Annotated in this window: 13 protein-coding genes; 7 read left to right on the top strand and 6 right to left on the bottom strand. The window is 63.8% G+C overall.

The window, feature by feature from the left end; genetic code table 11:
* The first annotated feature begins 173 nt into the window (after nt 1–173).
* Nucleotides 174–1,001, top strand: coding sequence for a TIGR03435 family protein (locus IRI77_RS34360; RefSeq protein WP_194449439.1), 828 nt, complete (start codon nt 174–176; stop codon nt 999–1,001).
* Nucleotides 1,002–1,297: 296 nt separating this feature from the next.
* Here the strand turns inward: IRI77_RS34360 and IRI77_RS34355 are convergent, their stop codons facing one another.
* The gene (locus tag IRI77_RS34355) at nt 1,298–2,380 is read right to left on the bottom strand and encodes a ferritin-like domain-containing protein (RefSeq protein WP_194449438.1); all 1,083 of its coding nucleotides are present in this window, start codon (nt 2,378–2,380) and stop codon (nt 1,298–1,300) included.
* 315 nt (nt 2,381–2,695) lie between these two features.
* Between IRI77_RS34355 and IRI77_RS34350 the strand changes: the two genes are divergently transcribed.
* Entirely contained in the window at nt 2,696–3,106 is a 411-nt protein-coding gene (locus tag IRI77_RS34350; RefSeq protein WP_194449437.1) for a DUF7674 family protein, read from the top strand.
* A 579-nt stretch (nt 3,107–3,685) separates the two neighbouring features.
* Here the strand turns inward: IRI77_RS34350 and IRI77_RS34345 are convergent.
* The 3 genes from IRI77_RS34345 to IRI77_RS34335 all read right to left on the bottom strand — a co-directional run bounded on the left by IRI77_RS34345 (nt 3,686) and on the right by IRI77_RS34335 (nt 6,601).
* Complete coding sequence (locus IRI77_RS34345) at nt 3,686–5,182, bottom strand: pyridoxal phosphate-dependent decarboxylase family protein (protein ID WP_194449436.1); 1,497 nt, start codon at nt 5,180–5,182, stop codon at nt 3,686–3,688.
* Nucleotides 5,183–5,190: 8 nt separating this feature from the next.
* On the bottom strand, nt 5,191–6,012 hold the full coding sequence (locus IRI77_RS34340) for a PIG-L deacetylase family protein (RefSeq protein ID WP_194449435.1): 822 nt from the start codon (nt 6,010–6,012) through the stop codon (nt 5,191–5,193).
* A gap of 67 nt (nt 6,013–6,079) precedes the next feature.
* The gene (locus IRI77_RS34335) at nt 6,080–6,601 is read right to left on the bottom strand and encodes a maleylpyruvate isomerase N-terminal domain-containing protein (protein ID WP_194449434.1); all 522 of its coding nucleotides are present in this window, start codon (nt 6,599–6,601) and stop codon (nt 6,080–6,082) included.
* Between the two features lie 388 nt (nt 6,602–6,989).
* Here IRI77_RS34335 and IRI77_RS34330 point away from each other — a divergent pair, with 388 nt between their 5' ends.
* Nucleotides 6,990–7,697 carry a hypothetical protein gene (locus IRI77_RS34330; protein ID WP_194449433.1) on the top strand — a complete coding sequence of 236 codons (708 nt, stop codon included), beginning with the start codon at nt 6,990–6,992 and terminating at the stop codon, nt 7,695–7,697.
* A gap of 1,128 nt (nt 7,698–8,825) precedes the next feature.
* Here IRI77_RS34330 and IRI77_RS34325 read toward each other — a convergent pair.
* Nucleotides 8,826–9,353: a Dps family protein gene (locus tag IRI77_RS34325; protein WP_194449432.1), complete on the bottom strand. Its 528-nt coding sequence runs from the start codon at nt 9,351–9,353 to the stop codon at nt 8,826–8,828.
* Between the two features lie 373 nt (nt 9,354–9,726).
* Here IRI77_RS34325 and IRI77_RS34320 point away from each other — a divergent pair, with 373 nt between their 5' ends.
* The 4 genes from IRI77_RS34320 to IRI77_RS34305 all read left to right on the top strand — a co-directional run bounded on the left by IRI77_RS34320 (nt 9,727) and on the right by IRI77_RS34305 (nt 12,147).
* The gene (locus tag IRI77_RS34320) at nt 9,727–9,990 is read left to right on the top strand and encodes a UBP-type zinc finger domain-containing protein (RefSeq protein WP_194449431.1); all 264 of its coding nucleotides are present in this window, start codon (nt 9,727–9,729) and stop codon (nt 9,988–9,990) included.
* A 187-nt stretch (nt 9,991–10,177) separates the two neighbouring features.
* Nucleotides 10,178–10,585: a LysM peptidoglycan-binding domain-containing protein gene (locus tag IRI77_RS34315; RefSeq protein WP_194449430.1), complete on the top strand. Its 408-nt coding sequence runs from the start codon at nt 10,178–10,180 to the stop codon at nt 10,583–10,585.
* 176 nt (nt 10,586–10,761) lie between these two features.
* Nucleotides 10,762–11,271, top strand: coding sequence for a hypothetical protein (locus tag IRI77_RS34310; RefSeq protein ID WP_194449429.1), 510 nt, complete (start codon nt 10,762–10,764; stop codon nt 11,269–11,271).
* A 6-nt stretch (nt 11,272–11,277) separates the two neighbouring features.
* Entirely contained in the window at nt 11,278–12,147 is an 870-nt protein-coding gene (locus IRI77_RS34305) for a hypothetical protein (protein WP_194449428.1), read from the top strand.
* A gap of 8 nt (nt 12,148–12,155) precedes the next feature.
* Here the strand turns inward: IRI77_RS34305 and IRI77_RS34300 are convergent, their stop codons facing one another.
* Nucleotides 12,156–13,034 (bottom strand): transglutaminase family protein, encoded by an 879-nt coding sequence (locus IRI77_RS34300; protein ID WP_194449427.1) that lies wholly within the window; start codon nt 13,032–13,034, stop codon nt 12,156–12,158.
* Between the last annotated feature and the right edge of the window lie 9 nt (nt 13,035–13,043).

Genomic DNA, 13,043 nt, shown 5'->3' with positions numbered 1-13,043 from the left:
TCTGGCCTCGTCGCGATCTATGCGGACCTCGACCATTGAACTCGCGACCTGAAGATCTCGCAGGGCTGTGATGGGGGCGCTGCCACACCCAGCTGAATCTCCTCCTGCAGAGAACTGACGCAGGGAACAAACTCCGCGCTGAGGCCGTCCAATCCGGCCATAGGGGCTGGACCATGTCACCACTCGCCCAAGCGGTCATCTACTCGCTCGTGGCTCTGCCGGCCATCGCTCAGTCGCCGGCATTCGCCACGATCACCATCAAACCGGCTCTCTCCGCCAACCCACCCGGCGCGCGCATGCGAGTGCTGCCTGGCGGAAACCTCACGGGAAGCGCGGTCTCTGTGAATGCCCTGCTGAGTTACGCCTACGACGTGCCGTCCAACCCATCGCCGCGTCTTTCGAACCTGCCCGAATGGGCCCTTCGGGAGAAGTACGACATCGAAGCGAAAGCGCCCGCCAACGCCGTCCCGCCCGGTCTTCCCGAAGGCGAAGCGCGAAGCCGGGTTCAGCAAATGGTCCGCGAGCTCCTCGCCGGCCGTTTCCAACTCGTGCTGCGGGTGGAGAACAGAACGATGCCGGTCTATGCACTCACCATAGCCAGCGGAGGCCCGAGGCTCCAGAAGTCACCGATCGCCGGGAAAGGCTGCGCCTTCCAAACTGGTCCCGATGCTTGCCATAACTTCGTCGGTGGCTTGGGTCATCCCCTGAATGCGAAGGCCATCGATATGGACGATCTTGCGCATTACATCGCCAACTGGACCGGCTTGCCGGTCGTGAACCGCTCAGCACTCAGCGGGCTGTTCACCGTGAATACCGAAGGCTGGGTCCCCATGCGCCTCCCCCCTCCGCCCCCCAACACCACGGCCACAGCCGTGAATCCGTTCGCCGGCCTCCCCACCATCTTCGATGTCCTACGAAAACTTGGTCTCGAACTAAAACGGCAACAAGACACATTGTCGGTATACACCGTGGAACACATCGAGCGCCCAGCCGCCAACTGACGCGCGACGCCCTGCCGGGGCGAGTAGGGCACATCGGGACCGCCCGGCTTCTGGGCAAGAACACCCTCGAAGCGGTAGAAACGGACACCGGCCTGAAAGACGACACCCTTCCGCTCGGCGCCGGCATCGTCGATGTCCCTGCCGCCCTCCTCACCGCCCAGGACTGCGTCGTTCTGCAGCATTACCTGGAAGAAGAAGCCGTCCACCCAGTGCCGCGGAGCCTCCACAGCCCATGCGATCTGGCCGGCTTACGATCGGCCGGCCAGATCCGCTCAAACGGAAACACCACGCTCCGGCTATGGCTGGTAGTTCAACGTCACGGGCATCGACGTCACCACGCCATTTCCATCGGTGATGCTCAACATCAGGTTGTAGAAACCAGGCCCATTGACGAATTGAATGTTCGCCTGGGAACTGCCCTCCGCCTGCAGAATCGCCGGAACCTTGCCGCCCGGCGCAACGCTGTATTGGTACTTGGCGGGTTGGACGACGGGCGACGAAGGAGTCGCCATCAACATAAAGGAAGAACTCGTGATCACGGACGGAATCACGGGGGAGAACGTCGCAATGGCGGCTTGCGCAGGCAGGGGCGTGGAGCAGGTACCCAGGAACGGCCCCGCCACCGCCAGGATCTGGCTCTGCGACAACGGCGTGTCGAAAGCGCTCGGGAAGGGCGAAGAGCTGACGCCCGGAGTAGAGGGCATGCCCATTGGGTCGGTCACTCCGTCGTAAGAGAATGCGCCCGCATTCAACAGGTTGAGATAGGCCGCGTGCCGGGCTTCCACAGTGGCAATCGTCGCCGCCGTTTGCAGCAGGTTCTTGTCCGTGATGCGGTTGATGGCCCCGTCGTAGGCGGACACGCCCGTGTTCTCCAGCGCCTGCGCGATCTGCAGAAACGTCTCAAAGGATGTGACCGCGTCGAACCGGTAGCTGCACGCCTCAACCGGTGTGCCGCCCAGCTTCGTAATGGTGGAGCGCAGCGCCGCCACGTGCGCCAGTTCGTGATCGCGGATCGCCAGCAGATAGCCGAAAATCGCGGCATTGGAGGTGGAGTTGAGGTTCGCCAACAGGCTCGAATTGCTCGCATCCGACCCCGCAAACACTCTGGTGTTACCCAGCACCACGCCGGTCAGGCCCGCCATCACCCCCGTAGCCGGCGCCCCCAGGAATTGCGTGTAAAAGCTCGCTTCCAGGTATTCAAGCGTCAACGCGTAGTTCAGGACGTCTAGGTCGGCCTGGCTGGCCGTAACCGCGGTTTGACCCGGCAGAAGTGTCACAGCCGAGGCCCCTCCCACGACGGCGCAGGCCGCCATAAAGAACCTTCTGGATTTTGGCGCCACAAACTCCGACGCTGGCACGCGTACCGTGTTTTGGTTCATTTGAGTTTTCTCCTGGACAAGATCGGACAATCTGGGTTTGCACGTCGCACGCCAAATCGCCGTGGCTGGAGATTCCCTTTTGGAACCTCCAACTTATCGAAGGGCGAGAAAATACCCTCCACCAAATTCTGACGAGGGGTGGTCAGGCGACCCTATTTGATCAATCAACTCCGAGCCCGCCAGGGTGCCCTAATTTCCACTCCGAGCTACTCGTTTTACGATCGTTTCTTGGACCTTTGCCCCACAAGAGATCCCCAAAGTCAGGCAGGGAGCGGAGCGACACTGGGCATTGGGCCGATCTACGATATGAATGACATGGGGGAACTTGTCCCATTGGTAGGCAACGATGTTCGCAGTCAGTTTGAACTGCTGCTGGAACTGCGTTTTCCGGCAATCGCCGCGGAGATTGACGATTGCGAACGCGGCCTACTGCACTGTGAGATGGCGGTTTTCGCTAGAGGCACCTGCGCTGCAATCGAGAGCGGTGACTTCGAGCAGACGCAAGCGCACCTCGATTTCGTAGACGAACTGTTCGGCCGTGCGGAGCCAGGGATGGAGAACGCGATCTGCGTGTCGTACCTTGAGAACGTGTTCCTGGGCTCCGAGACTGAACGCTACATCGCAGCCCGCCGGATGTTATCGGACCGCCTACGTACTGCCTTTGGCGAACTGGAGGACCACTGGGAAAAAATAGCGAACTGGTCCTCGGATCGAAAAACCCAATAAGCCATCAACCCTCACTCTTTCCGCTGGTTACGCTGCGTCCCGCCATCATGGGCAAATGCCTAATACGATAAAGGCGACCCAAGGTCGGGGACACTGCCAAATACAGGACGGAGCAGGCCGGTGGACTGCGATTCTGCCACAGGCTGGGAACGCTTGCTCCGTCACTAACAATGGGCCGGTCAACCCAAGGTCCACCGGGGACCCATGTCCAAGCGCACGAATTTCCCTCGCGTTCAGTAAATAGTACCGGCATGAGGAAGGCTGCGATCTGCTCACCCACCAGGGGCGCAGCCGGAAGACCGCGCAAGCCAAGCCGCCGCCCAAGCGCGGCCCACTGGCAGGCAGCGCCCTACCACTCATCGGCCCTTGGCCGGCAGCTCCTGCCTCCACCGGTGGCCGCGGGATCTCTGCACCAAGGCGGCCTACCAGCCCCCCCTCCACCGGACTCTGAGGCGCTGCCCCCATGCATGACGGGCAAGCAGCTCAGAGGCCATGAACACTTCGGAAATCGACAGCACACAGGGATCACTCACCCTGAATCCATCGATCAACATGCAAGCTCGACACCGCCGGACGTCCCTACTTCTCGCCCTGCGTTTGACGGCCGAGGTCGGCGATCCATTGCGGCAACGCCTCAATATCTTCGGTAGCAGTCCGGAAGTTGACGATGCAGAATCGCAGCGCGTAGCGCCCGTCCACTACCGCATTGGAACAGAAGGCGTAGCCACTGCTCTCGATGCGCGCCAGCAACTCCTGGTTTAGCCGGTTCAGTTCCACTTCGGTTGGTTCAGAGCCGGTGCTCTCGCGCAGCTCGCGCGGCACGTAGCGCAGGGTGGTGATGCTCAGGTTGTGGCTCAGCGCTTCCAGTTCCGGGTGCTCGTTCGCCAGTTCGAAGAGCCGCCGCGCCAAGGCGATGTCATCGCCGATCATCTCGCGGTATTGCGCCGCGCCCGCTTGTTGCAGGGCGAGCCAAACCTTCAGCGCCCGAAAGCCGCGCGAGTTCTGCGGTCCGATATCGAAGTAGTTGGTAGCCTCGCCTCCGAAGCTGTAGTAAGAAGGGTGGTAGGAGAACGCATCGCTCAGCGCGGCCGGATGGCGCACCAACGCGCAGCCCGCCTCCAGCGGCGCGTACAGCCACTTGTGCGGATCCACGGCGACGGAATCCGCCAGCACAAGGCCCGCCAGTTCCGGCGGTGCGTCCGGCGTCCCCGCGGCGAAGGCGCCATAGGCTCCGTCCACATGGAACCAGAGCTGGCGCTCCCGGCAGAAGGCCGCCAGGGCCGGCAGGGGGTCTACCGCTCCGGTGCTCACCGTTCCGGCCGAGCCGACGACGAGGAAGGGCCGTGCGCCCGCCGCCACGTCCTGCGTGTACTGCAATTCCAACGCGGCGAGATCCATACGCTGCTGCCGGTCCGCGTCGATCCAGCGGATCGCGTCCGTGCCGAGGCCGGTAATGTCCACCGCCTTCTGCAGCCAGGTATGGGTTTCACGCGAGGCATAGACGAGCAGAGGCGGCCCGCCGGCGACGCCTTTCGTGCGAACATCCCAGTCTGTCTTCGCCGCGCGCGCGGCCAGAAAACAGGTGAGATTCGCCATGTTCCCGCCGCTCACCAGCAGGCCGCCGCAATCGGCCGGGTAGCCTATGAACTGGGCCAGCCAGCGGATGGTCTGCGCCTCTATTTCGGTCGCCATCGGAGAAAGTTTCCACGCACCGGCATTGGCGTTCACCGCGGCGGCCAGCAGTTCCGCCAGGATGCCAATCGGCGCGCAGGACGAAGTGATGTATCCATAGAACCGCGGATGTCCGTTCAGCAGCGAGTGGTCGAACAGCAGCTCAGCGGCGTTTTCCAGCAGTTCGCCGGCCGGCGCGCCGTGCTCCGGCAGCGCCTTGGCTGCGCCCAGGGCCGCGCGCACTGCATCGGGCGCCTCGGCCGGCGTCACCGCGCGCTCACGCACCGAGCCGAGAAAGCCGGCGATGCGGTCAACCAGATCGTGACCCAGCGAGCGGAACTCATCTTCGGTCATTTCGAGCGGAGCCGAACGGCCCCTGAGTTGGTCGATTCGCTTCGAAGTCATCGTTCCCATTAGCGTAAGCCCTCGAACAGATCCCTCTCCAGCTGGCGGCCCCCATTCACGGCGCTATAGGCGCGGTAGAACTCCTGCGTGCCCCACAGCGCCTTCTGCTGCTCGTCTCCCAGATGCTCCAGTTGCGCATAAATGGACATCTGGGACTGGTGGCAGCACACCGCCCTCCAGACGGCTGGCCAATGCGCGGAGGTGTCGATGACGGTGGTTACCGCCCAATCGGGCCAGGGCGTAGCTTGGCGAGCGACTCCGTCCACCATCGACGTCAGCTTGCGGAACGCTCCCTGGTAAGCGTCCCACTTATCGCTGCGCCAAGCCAGGTAGTGGAGCTTGGCAACGCGGTGGGCCGGCAGCGGGCCGCCGTTGGCTCCCTCGCCGTCTGCATAGGCCGCATCGCCGGCACACACGACGGCGGCTGTTGTGAATTGGGAAATGGCGATGTGGTCGGGATGGCCGTACGCGCCTTCCGGGCCGAACGTCACAACCACGTGAGGCCGTATGCGGCGGATGTGCGCCACGATGGCTCTGATGGCGCTGGAAGGCTCCGTCTGGTCGAGCACGGCGTCCCCATACCCGAGGAGGGCGACCTCGCCGAGGCCGAGCACGGCAGCCGCGGCCCGCAGCTCCGCTTCCCGCACCGCGCCAACTTCCGCCGGATCCCCGTCTTTGCCTTGTCCGAAGAAGCGGCCGCGCTCTCCACGGGTGGCGGTGACCAGGTGTGTTTCGACGCCCTCCGCCGCATACTTGGCCAGGGTGCCGCCAAAGCCCAGCGATTCGTCGTCGGGGTGAGCCAGGACGGCCAACAGTCTGAGTGCTTGCATCAATGCGCCTCCTTGCGCCGTGCCGGCGGTGCTGAGCCCCCGGCGCAAATCCCTTGATTGTTTGGGGCTATGCGCTGAGTGCGCGGGTGAGCCCGCCCAGGTGGTGGTAGCTGTGGCGGACGGCATGATCTTCGAGCAGGAACTGGCAGGTCAGGGGTACGCCGCCATACAGGGACACTGGAGCGGCGATGGCGAGGTCTTCGTCGCTGAGCGCGCGGATGGCCGCCGCGGCCGCTGCGCTGTTGCGGGCCAGCAGCTCCAGCGCCGCCTCTTTGGTGATGCCGCGGTTCTCGTCCGCGTGCCTGGCGTTCATCGCATGCACATCGTCCATCGTCACTCCTTCGATGGACTGGCCGGCGGCAAGTTTCTGCGCCAGTTGGATCTCCAGCGGGTAAACGCTGGCGACATGGTGGACGATCACGCCCACCGTACGGCCATCTTTCGGGACAGGCATGCGCCACTGTGTGTCTGTCAGCGTGCTTGCGAAGGCGGCCAGAGCCTGGGCGCCCTGTTCCAGGCGGCCGGCCAGGGCTTCCGCGCGGGCGCAGGCGGCGGCTGGCGCGGAGAGGGGGGAAGAATTGACTGTCATGTGCTCCTCGTAACAACAGATTGTGGTGATTTGCGGGCACGACGCGCCCGCCTGTCTCTACCGTAAGAGAAGAGCGCTATTTGAGAATTGCGCGATCGTCTCTATTACCTTGCAGCGGGTATTTCCGGCTCGCTTGGCAATTTGTTTACACCTGTCAATTAAGCCGCTGCGCGGAGGACGAACCCGGTGGCGGGATCGCCGGCGGCTGCCCACTTCTCCCCAATTTCCCCATGAAGCTGCTTTCATCACAGGAATTCAGAATCTTTTTCTCCTTTATTCTCAACACCCGCCTCCCCGAAACTACCCTTTTCCTCTTGACCTACCCCTTACCCTGGAATCGCGCCGGCCACCACGCCGGCCATTTTCATTTACCAAGGAGATTGACATCATGGCGACCGCAGCTCAGATCACCGCCAATCAGGCGAATGCGAAACGATCCACCGGACCCGTGTCCCCCGTCGGCAAGGCCCGCGCCTCCCAGAATGCCCGCAGCCACGGCTTCACCGCCCAGCACCTCAACATCACGCCCGAAGATCGCGCCGCGTTCACAGCCCTCGAAGCCTCCCTCCGCCTCGACACCCGCCCCGCAAACAGCCTGGAAGAAGAGATCTTCCATCGCATCCTCACCCACACCTGGAACCTCCGCCGCATCGAATCCTTCGAGTGCCTGATCCTCGCCGAAACGGACCCATTGGCCGAAACCAACACCCACGACGGCCAACTCGAACGCTACGCCCGCTACCGCCGCGACCTCGAACGCGGCCTCTACCGCGCCATCAGGGAGCTCAGCAAACTCCAAACCGAGCGCGCCGCCCTGGGCCAGCAGCACCCCCACGTCGTCCAGGGCATCCGTGAACACGTCCCCCTGGCCGAAGTCACCCGCCTGACCAAAAATACCGAGGAACTCTTCTTCTACGATGGCTATGGCGCCCCGCGCCGGGCGCTCGAACACCTCACCAACGAAATCGCAACGAACCACCCGGACAACCAGGATCCGCTAGCCGACCTCCAGCCCATTCGTGTTCCACGAAACGAAGCCAACCTGATCCCCGAAAGCGGGTTGCCGCCCCAGTTCTACAACGTTTCCAAGCGCTGAGAACCGGGTCCAGGCAAAGCCGCCAAGGATGGACGAAACGAAGCCGCCGAGGCTTGGCGAAACGAAGCCGCCATCAGGCTCCGCCGCCGCCCGCACCCCCAACCGGTGCCCGCACCAGCCCTGCTCTGTGCCTCGAAAACAGCCTGGCTCACGGCCTACACCGCGCCGGGCGTGTTCTTTGACAATCACACCAATAGGCGACAACGAAGGGATCCCCCGGCTCCGGCCACCGCGCCCCAAGTGTGCCCCTCAGTCCCGGAGCTGAGCAACGGGCTCGCAAACAGAGCCGCGAGTGTCAACGAGCGGGTAGCGAACCAAAAACCCCCAACCAACCACGACTGTCAAGCAGTCGCCCAAGGCCCCACCGCCCCCCAAGCGAACCAAGCCGCAACGAACCCCAACCGTAGGGAGGGGTCCCCACCGCGCAGCGAACCGCGACTGGCAAGAAGCGGGCCACGGACACCGACGCGTCTTCAAGGAGCGGGCAACACCCCAAAAACCTCACAAACCAATCAAACCCAAACCCCAATCCCGAAGCTGGAGCGACCAACTCCCCCACAGCCACGCTGTGCACCAGCCGGCTGCAGTACCTCGACGAAACGAAGCCACCCGCCCACCCGAGCCCAAGTCCCACGCCAGGACGGCGGACGCCCTCGTCCGCAGCCGACCCCCTGGTCGGCTCTTTTCTCTTCTTCAATTGAAGCGGAAACCCGGCCACCAACCGCCGCGCCAGTTCGCCGAAACGAAGCCACCCGCCCACCCGAGCCCAAGTCCCACGCCAGGACGGCGGACGCCCTCGTCCGCAGCCGACCCCCTGGTCGGCTCTTTTCTCTTCTTCAATTGGAGCGGAAACCCGGCCACCAACCGCCGCGGCAGATCAACGAAACGAAGCCACCCGCCCACCCGAGCCCAAGTCCCACGCCAGGACGGCGGACGCCCTCGTCCGCAGCCGACCCCCTGGTCGGCTCTTATCTCTTTTTCAATTGGAGCGGAAACCCGGCCACCAACCGCCGCGGCAGATCAACGAAACGAAGCCACCTGGCGACAGCCCAGCCCCCCGACCACCAGGGAACCAGCCCCACCGCCAAGCACCAACTGGTGCCCGTATCAAGCCAACCAGCCGCCCCCTCAGCTCTGCTCGACGATCTCCCGCAGAAACCACGCCCGCCGCTCGGCCTGGTCGATCCAGACCTCGATCATGCTCGTCGTGGCCACATCGTCATGCTTCTCGCAGACCTCGTGGGCATCACGCAGCAGATTCGCCAGCAGCGAGTTGTCCTCCCGAAGTTCGGTCAGCATCTCGCGAGCCGTGAGATCCCCGCGATCATTGTCCCGGAGCCGCTGATGGCGCGCGACGTCCCCAATCGAGCGCAGCGAAGTCCCGCCCAGCTTCCGAGCCCGCTCGGCAATGTCGTCCGTGATGGCGTAGATCTGCGCCGCCTGCTCGTCCAGCAGCAGATGATAGTCGCGGAAATGGCGCCCGGTCATGTGCCAGTGAAAGCTCTTGGTCTTCATATACAGGCTGAACACATCGGCCAGAAGATGGCGCAATGTCTCGGAAATCTCAGAAACGGCGTGCTCGCTGAACCCGAGCGCGGTCGGCGACCGTTTCGAACCCGTTTTTGTGGGCGTCTGGATCTGTTCCTTTTGAGGCATGGTCAGTACCTTGCAAGTCGCGGCCCACTTGGGACGCCAGCGTCCAGCCGCAAAATGCGCCCCTCCTGAGCCGGCCGGCCCATCAGCACACGGCAACGGGCTGTCAGTGCGACCAAATATCGTCATTTGTCGCGAACACCTGCCCCCCATTGGAACCGAGGGGCACGCGCCCGTCGCCTGTAAGCACTTTCGTCTTTGATTCGTCACGCATCGGCCCCGCCGGCACCCTACCAGCGCCAGGCGGCCTCGAAATTGCCCAGGATCCGGAATCCGGAGCACGATGGTGGCATCGAAGCAATAAGGCCGCCGGATGGAAGCCCCCGCCGCGACTCCAGACCGGCGCTTTCGCGGTAAAACCGCCCATGGAGGAAATATGTACCGAGCCGCTTGTACCCACCTCGACCAGATCAAGCCGGTGAAGCCCCTCACCGACGGCTGCGAAGAGTGCCTCAAGCTGGGCGACGACTGGGTGCACCTCAGGCTGTGCCTCACGTGCGGACATGTCGGCTGCTGCGACGACTCCGCCAACAAGCACGCCACGAAGCACTTCCACTCCAAACATCACCCGATCATCCAATCGCTGGAACCCGGCGAAGATTGGAAATGGTGTTACGTCGACAAGGTAGGTTGGGAGTAGCTGCCGGCAGGACGGCTCCTCGCCGGCCGCCCGCCCACTGGCCGGGCGCGCCGCTCTCTTCCGGACAAAACGAAGCCATCCTCCGTCCAAACCCATACCCCGCCCGCCACGCAACCTGCTACTGTAATACCCCAGTGGCTGCCCGCCACGGCGTGTGGAACGCAATAGGGCACGGAGGAACGAAACAATGGCGGATTTGGATCTACTCAAAGCAAAGTACGAGAGCGTACTGCAGGTGATCGCTAGGCGCTGGGTGCGCCTGGACCACGTGCACATCCAGGACGAGAAACTCTTCATCGGCGCGGCCGCGCCCACCCAGGACATCAAGAACGAAGTCTGGAATGCGATCAAGGCCGTGGACGAGCAGTTCGCTGACCTGACCGCCGATATCAGCGTCGACGCCAGCCTGCCGCAACCGCCGCCCGAACCGGTGATCTACACCGTCGTCGCGGGCGACTCCCTCTGGAAGATCGCGGCGGACCACCTCGGCAATGGGGCCAACTTTCACAAACTGATCGAAGCCAACCCGGACAAGTTGAAGGATGAGCACAGCGTCATCCACCCGGGCGACGAACTGGTCATCCCGGCCATCTAATACCGCGGCAGATCCGCCGGTAGCGCGGCCACCCTTTCATCGAACAAATAGACCGTGACACCGCCAATAATGGGGTGTCACGGCCAGAACTCGCGTCGCAGGTAGGCGGATGCCCGGAACCGGCGCGACGCCAACCTGTCTTCGATAATCCCGGCTCAGTCCACCGAAACAAAGCCATGAAGAAACTCATCCTCCTGATCGTCATAGTCGCCGTGGGCGTCTTCGCCTACCGCTCCTGCCGGAGTAGCGAGCCGCCAGCCACCACCTCGAAATCCAGCGCCCCGGTCCCGGCTGCCTCGACGCCCGCCACACCGCCAGCCGAGGTCATCTCCGGCTCCTCCCTGAACAAGGCATTCCCGCAGGCCAACGGAGATTTCAAACTCACCTTCACCCAGGAGAAGGACGGCTTCGCCCAGGCCGAACTCAGCCGCGCAGGCGCCAAAGTGGCGGCGCTCACCATCTCCGACACCGGAGCCAACCCGTCAGCCCGCACCAAGTTCGCCGCCAGCACCCGCAAGATCGGCGGCTACCCCGCGGCGGCAGTCGGCTCCCAGGGCACGGCGGTTCTCGTCGCCGACCGCTACCAGGTCCAGGTCCGCTCGCTGGGCCCGACGTTCACCCCGGCCGATCGCGACGCCTGGCTCGAGAAGTTCAAATTGGATGCGCTCGCCGCCATCAGAAAGTAGCCGCAGATGAGCATCGATCAACTCGTAGACAACCTGCCCACCGGCGGACTCACCGTCCGCGCTCTCAAACTCTTTGACTCCATCGTGCCGGGCGAGTGGGACAACCTCGTCGGCTTCGACAACTCCATCCGCCAGATCACCGGCGAGTCGGACGACGACACCGTCAGCCGCGTGCGCGACCGTGCCCTGACCCTCTACAACGACCCCTCGCAGGGCTACCAGCGCGCGATCTCCATCTATGGGCTGGTGAACTCCTCCGGCACGGCCCTGGGCTGGGCCGCCGCCGCGCACAAGCTGGGCGAGAGTTTCAGCGCCCTCAGCTTCCTGGACCGCCTCACGCCCAAACCCGAGAAGGCGCAGGCCATCGACCTCGCCATGAAGATCGTGGCCGAATCCGCCGCCTTCTGCTACACCAACGGGCTGCCGGGCGATTCCGTCAGCGACTTTGCCGGAGCCCTGGCCAGCTACTCCAAGGACAACCTGATTCGCATCGCGTCCATCGTGACCTTCGACGGCATCATCCCCCTGGGCGATGCGTTCTTCTCAAAGTTCCTGGACGTGGTCAGCGGCTTGAGCGCCTCCGATGTCGAAGAGAATCCCTTCTTCCAACGCGCCCGGCACCTGCTGCCCGGCGATGGCCTCGACCTGGTCACCCGCAACGTGGGAGCGGTCGGAGACTATGTCGGCAACTTCGCATCAGCCCACGGCATTACCCGCGAAGGCATCCTGGGCGGCATGCGCGGCTTCATCGACCTCACCGAGGACAAGCTCGAATACCTGGGAGCCTTCCTGGACATGTCGCTCAACTACATGGAGCACACCGGAACGCAATCCGTAGCGCGAAGCCTGATCGAGCGCGCCGTAGGCGAAATCTAACGCCCCCCCTAATCCGTAGCCACCGCCGCCTTCTCCGGAGCCACCCTCACCCGCACCGAAATCAACTGCTCCCCGCCGCCCAGCGCCACGCCCCGCACCGGCGTCACATCCCCGTAATCCCGGCCCCAGGCCAAGGTAATGTGCGCCTCCGAAGGCAGAAGATCATTCGTCGGATCAATGTCCAGCCACCCATGCCCGGGACAATACGCCGACACCCACGCGTGCGACTCTTCCGCCCCCACCAGGTTCGGATTGCTCCGCAGGTACCCGCTCACATACCGCGCAGGCAGCCCGATCGACCGCAGCGCCCCAATCATCACATGCGCGAAATCCTGGCAGACCCCATGCCGCGCCCGCAGCACCTCGTCCACCGGAGTCGCCACCGTCGTCGCCCGCGGATCATACCGGAACTGCGTGAAGATCCGGTGCGACAGGTCCATCAGCCCCTTCAGGATCGGACGCCCGGCCGGAAACGAAGGCTCCGCGAAGCTCGCGAACTCCGGACCCGCCTTCACATACTGCGACGGGAAGACATACTGGAACGCCTCCAGCGCCGCCCCGCCCCGATGCGCCCGCACCTCCGCCCGCACATCCTCCCACACCGGAGTCGCCGCCGGATCCAGCACCGTCGCCGGCCGCACTTCCACCAGGCTCTCCGAAGAGATGATCAGCCGCGAATGCGGCTCGTGGATCGAGAAGAACGTCGTCTCGTTCCCGAAGTAGTCGCTCCGCGAGTACAGATGCCCCGGATCCGGCAGCACCGTGATGCTGCTGTCGATCACCGTCTGCCGGTACCCGCTCCTCGGCCGCAGATGCACTTCGTTATGGCAGATCGAGACCGGCTCGCTGTAGGTGTAGGTCGTGGTGTGTGTAGCTCGATAGGTCATGGCGGCCTC

This window comes from Paludibaculum fermentans (assembly GCF_015277775.1).
Classification (GTDB): Bacteria; Acidobacteriota; Terriglobia; order Bryobacterales; family Bryobacteraceae; genus Paludibaculum; species Paludibaculum fermentans.
Note: the sequence above shows the minus strand (reverse complement) of the source record. Positions and strands in the feature narration are given on the sequence as shown.

Excerpts from the sequence above, each read along its gene's own strand:
- IRI77_RS34360 (WP_194449439.1), top strand. The coding sequence starts at position 174 with ATGTCACCACTCGCCCAAGCGGTCATCTACTCGCTCGTGGCTCTGCCG.
- IRI77_RS34355 (WP_194449438.1), bottom strand. The coding sequence starts at position 2,380 with ATGAACCAAAACACGGTACGCGTGCCAGCGTCGGAGTTTGTGGCGCCA.
- IRI77_RS34350 (WP_194449437.1), top strand. The coding sequence starts at position 2,696 with ATGGGGGAACTTGTCCCATTGGTAGGCAACGATGTTCGCAGTCAGTTT.
- IRI77_RS34345 (WP_194449436.1), bottom strand. The coding sequence starts at position 5,182 with ATGACTTCGAAGCGAATCGACCAACTCAGGGGCCGTTCGGCTCCGCTC.
- IRI77_RS34340 (WP_194449435.1), bottom strand. The coding sequence starts at position 6,012 with ATGCAAGCACTCAGACTGTTGGCCGTCCTGGCTCACCCCGACGACGAA.
- IRI77_RS34335 (WP_194449434.1), bottom strand. The coding sequence starts at position 6,601 with ATGACAGTCAATTCTTCCCCCCTCTCCGCGCCAGCCGCCGCCTGCGCC.
- IRI77_RS34330 (WP_194449433.1), top strand. The coding sequence starts at position 6,990 with ATGGCGACCGCAGCTCAGATCACCGCCAATCAGGCGAATGCGAAACGA.
- IRI77_RS34325 (WP_194449432.1), bottom strand. The coding sequence starts at position 9,353 with ATGCCTCAAAAGGAACAGATCCAGACGCCCACAAAAACGGGTTCGAAA.
- IRI77_RS34320 (WP_194449431.1), top strand. The coding sequence starts at position 9,727 with ATGTACCGAGCCGCTTGTACCCACCTCGACCAGATCAAGCCGGTGAAG.
- IRI77_RS34315 (WP_194449430.1), top strand. The coding sequence starts at position 10,178 with ATGGCGGATTTGGATCTACTCAAAGCAAAGTACGAGAGCGTACTGCAG.
- IRI77_RS34310 (WP_194449429.1), top strand. The coding sequence starts at position 10,762 with ATGAAGAAACTCATCCTCCTGATCGTCATAGTCGCCGTGGGCGTCTTC.
- IRI77_RS34305 (WP_194449428.1), top strand. The coding sequence starts at position 11,278 with ATGAGCATCGATCAACTCGTAGACAACCTGCCCACCGGCGGACTCACC.
- IRI77_RS34300 (WP_194449427.1), bottom strand. The coding sequence starts at position 13,034 with ATGACCTATCGAGCTACACACACCACGACCTACACCTACAGCGAGCCG.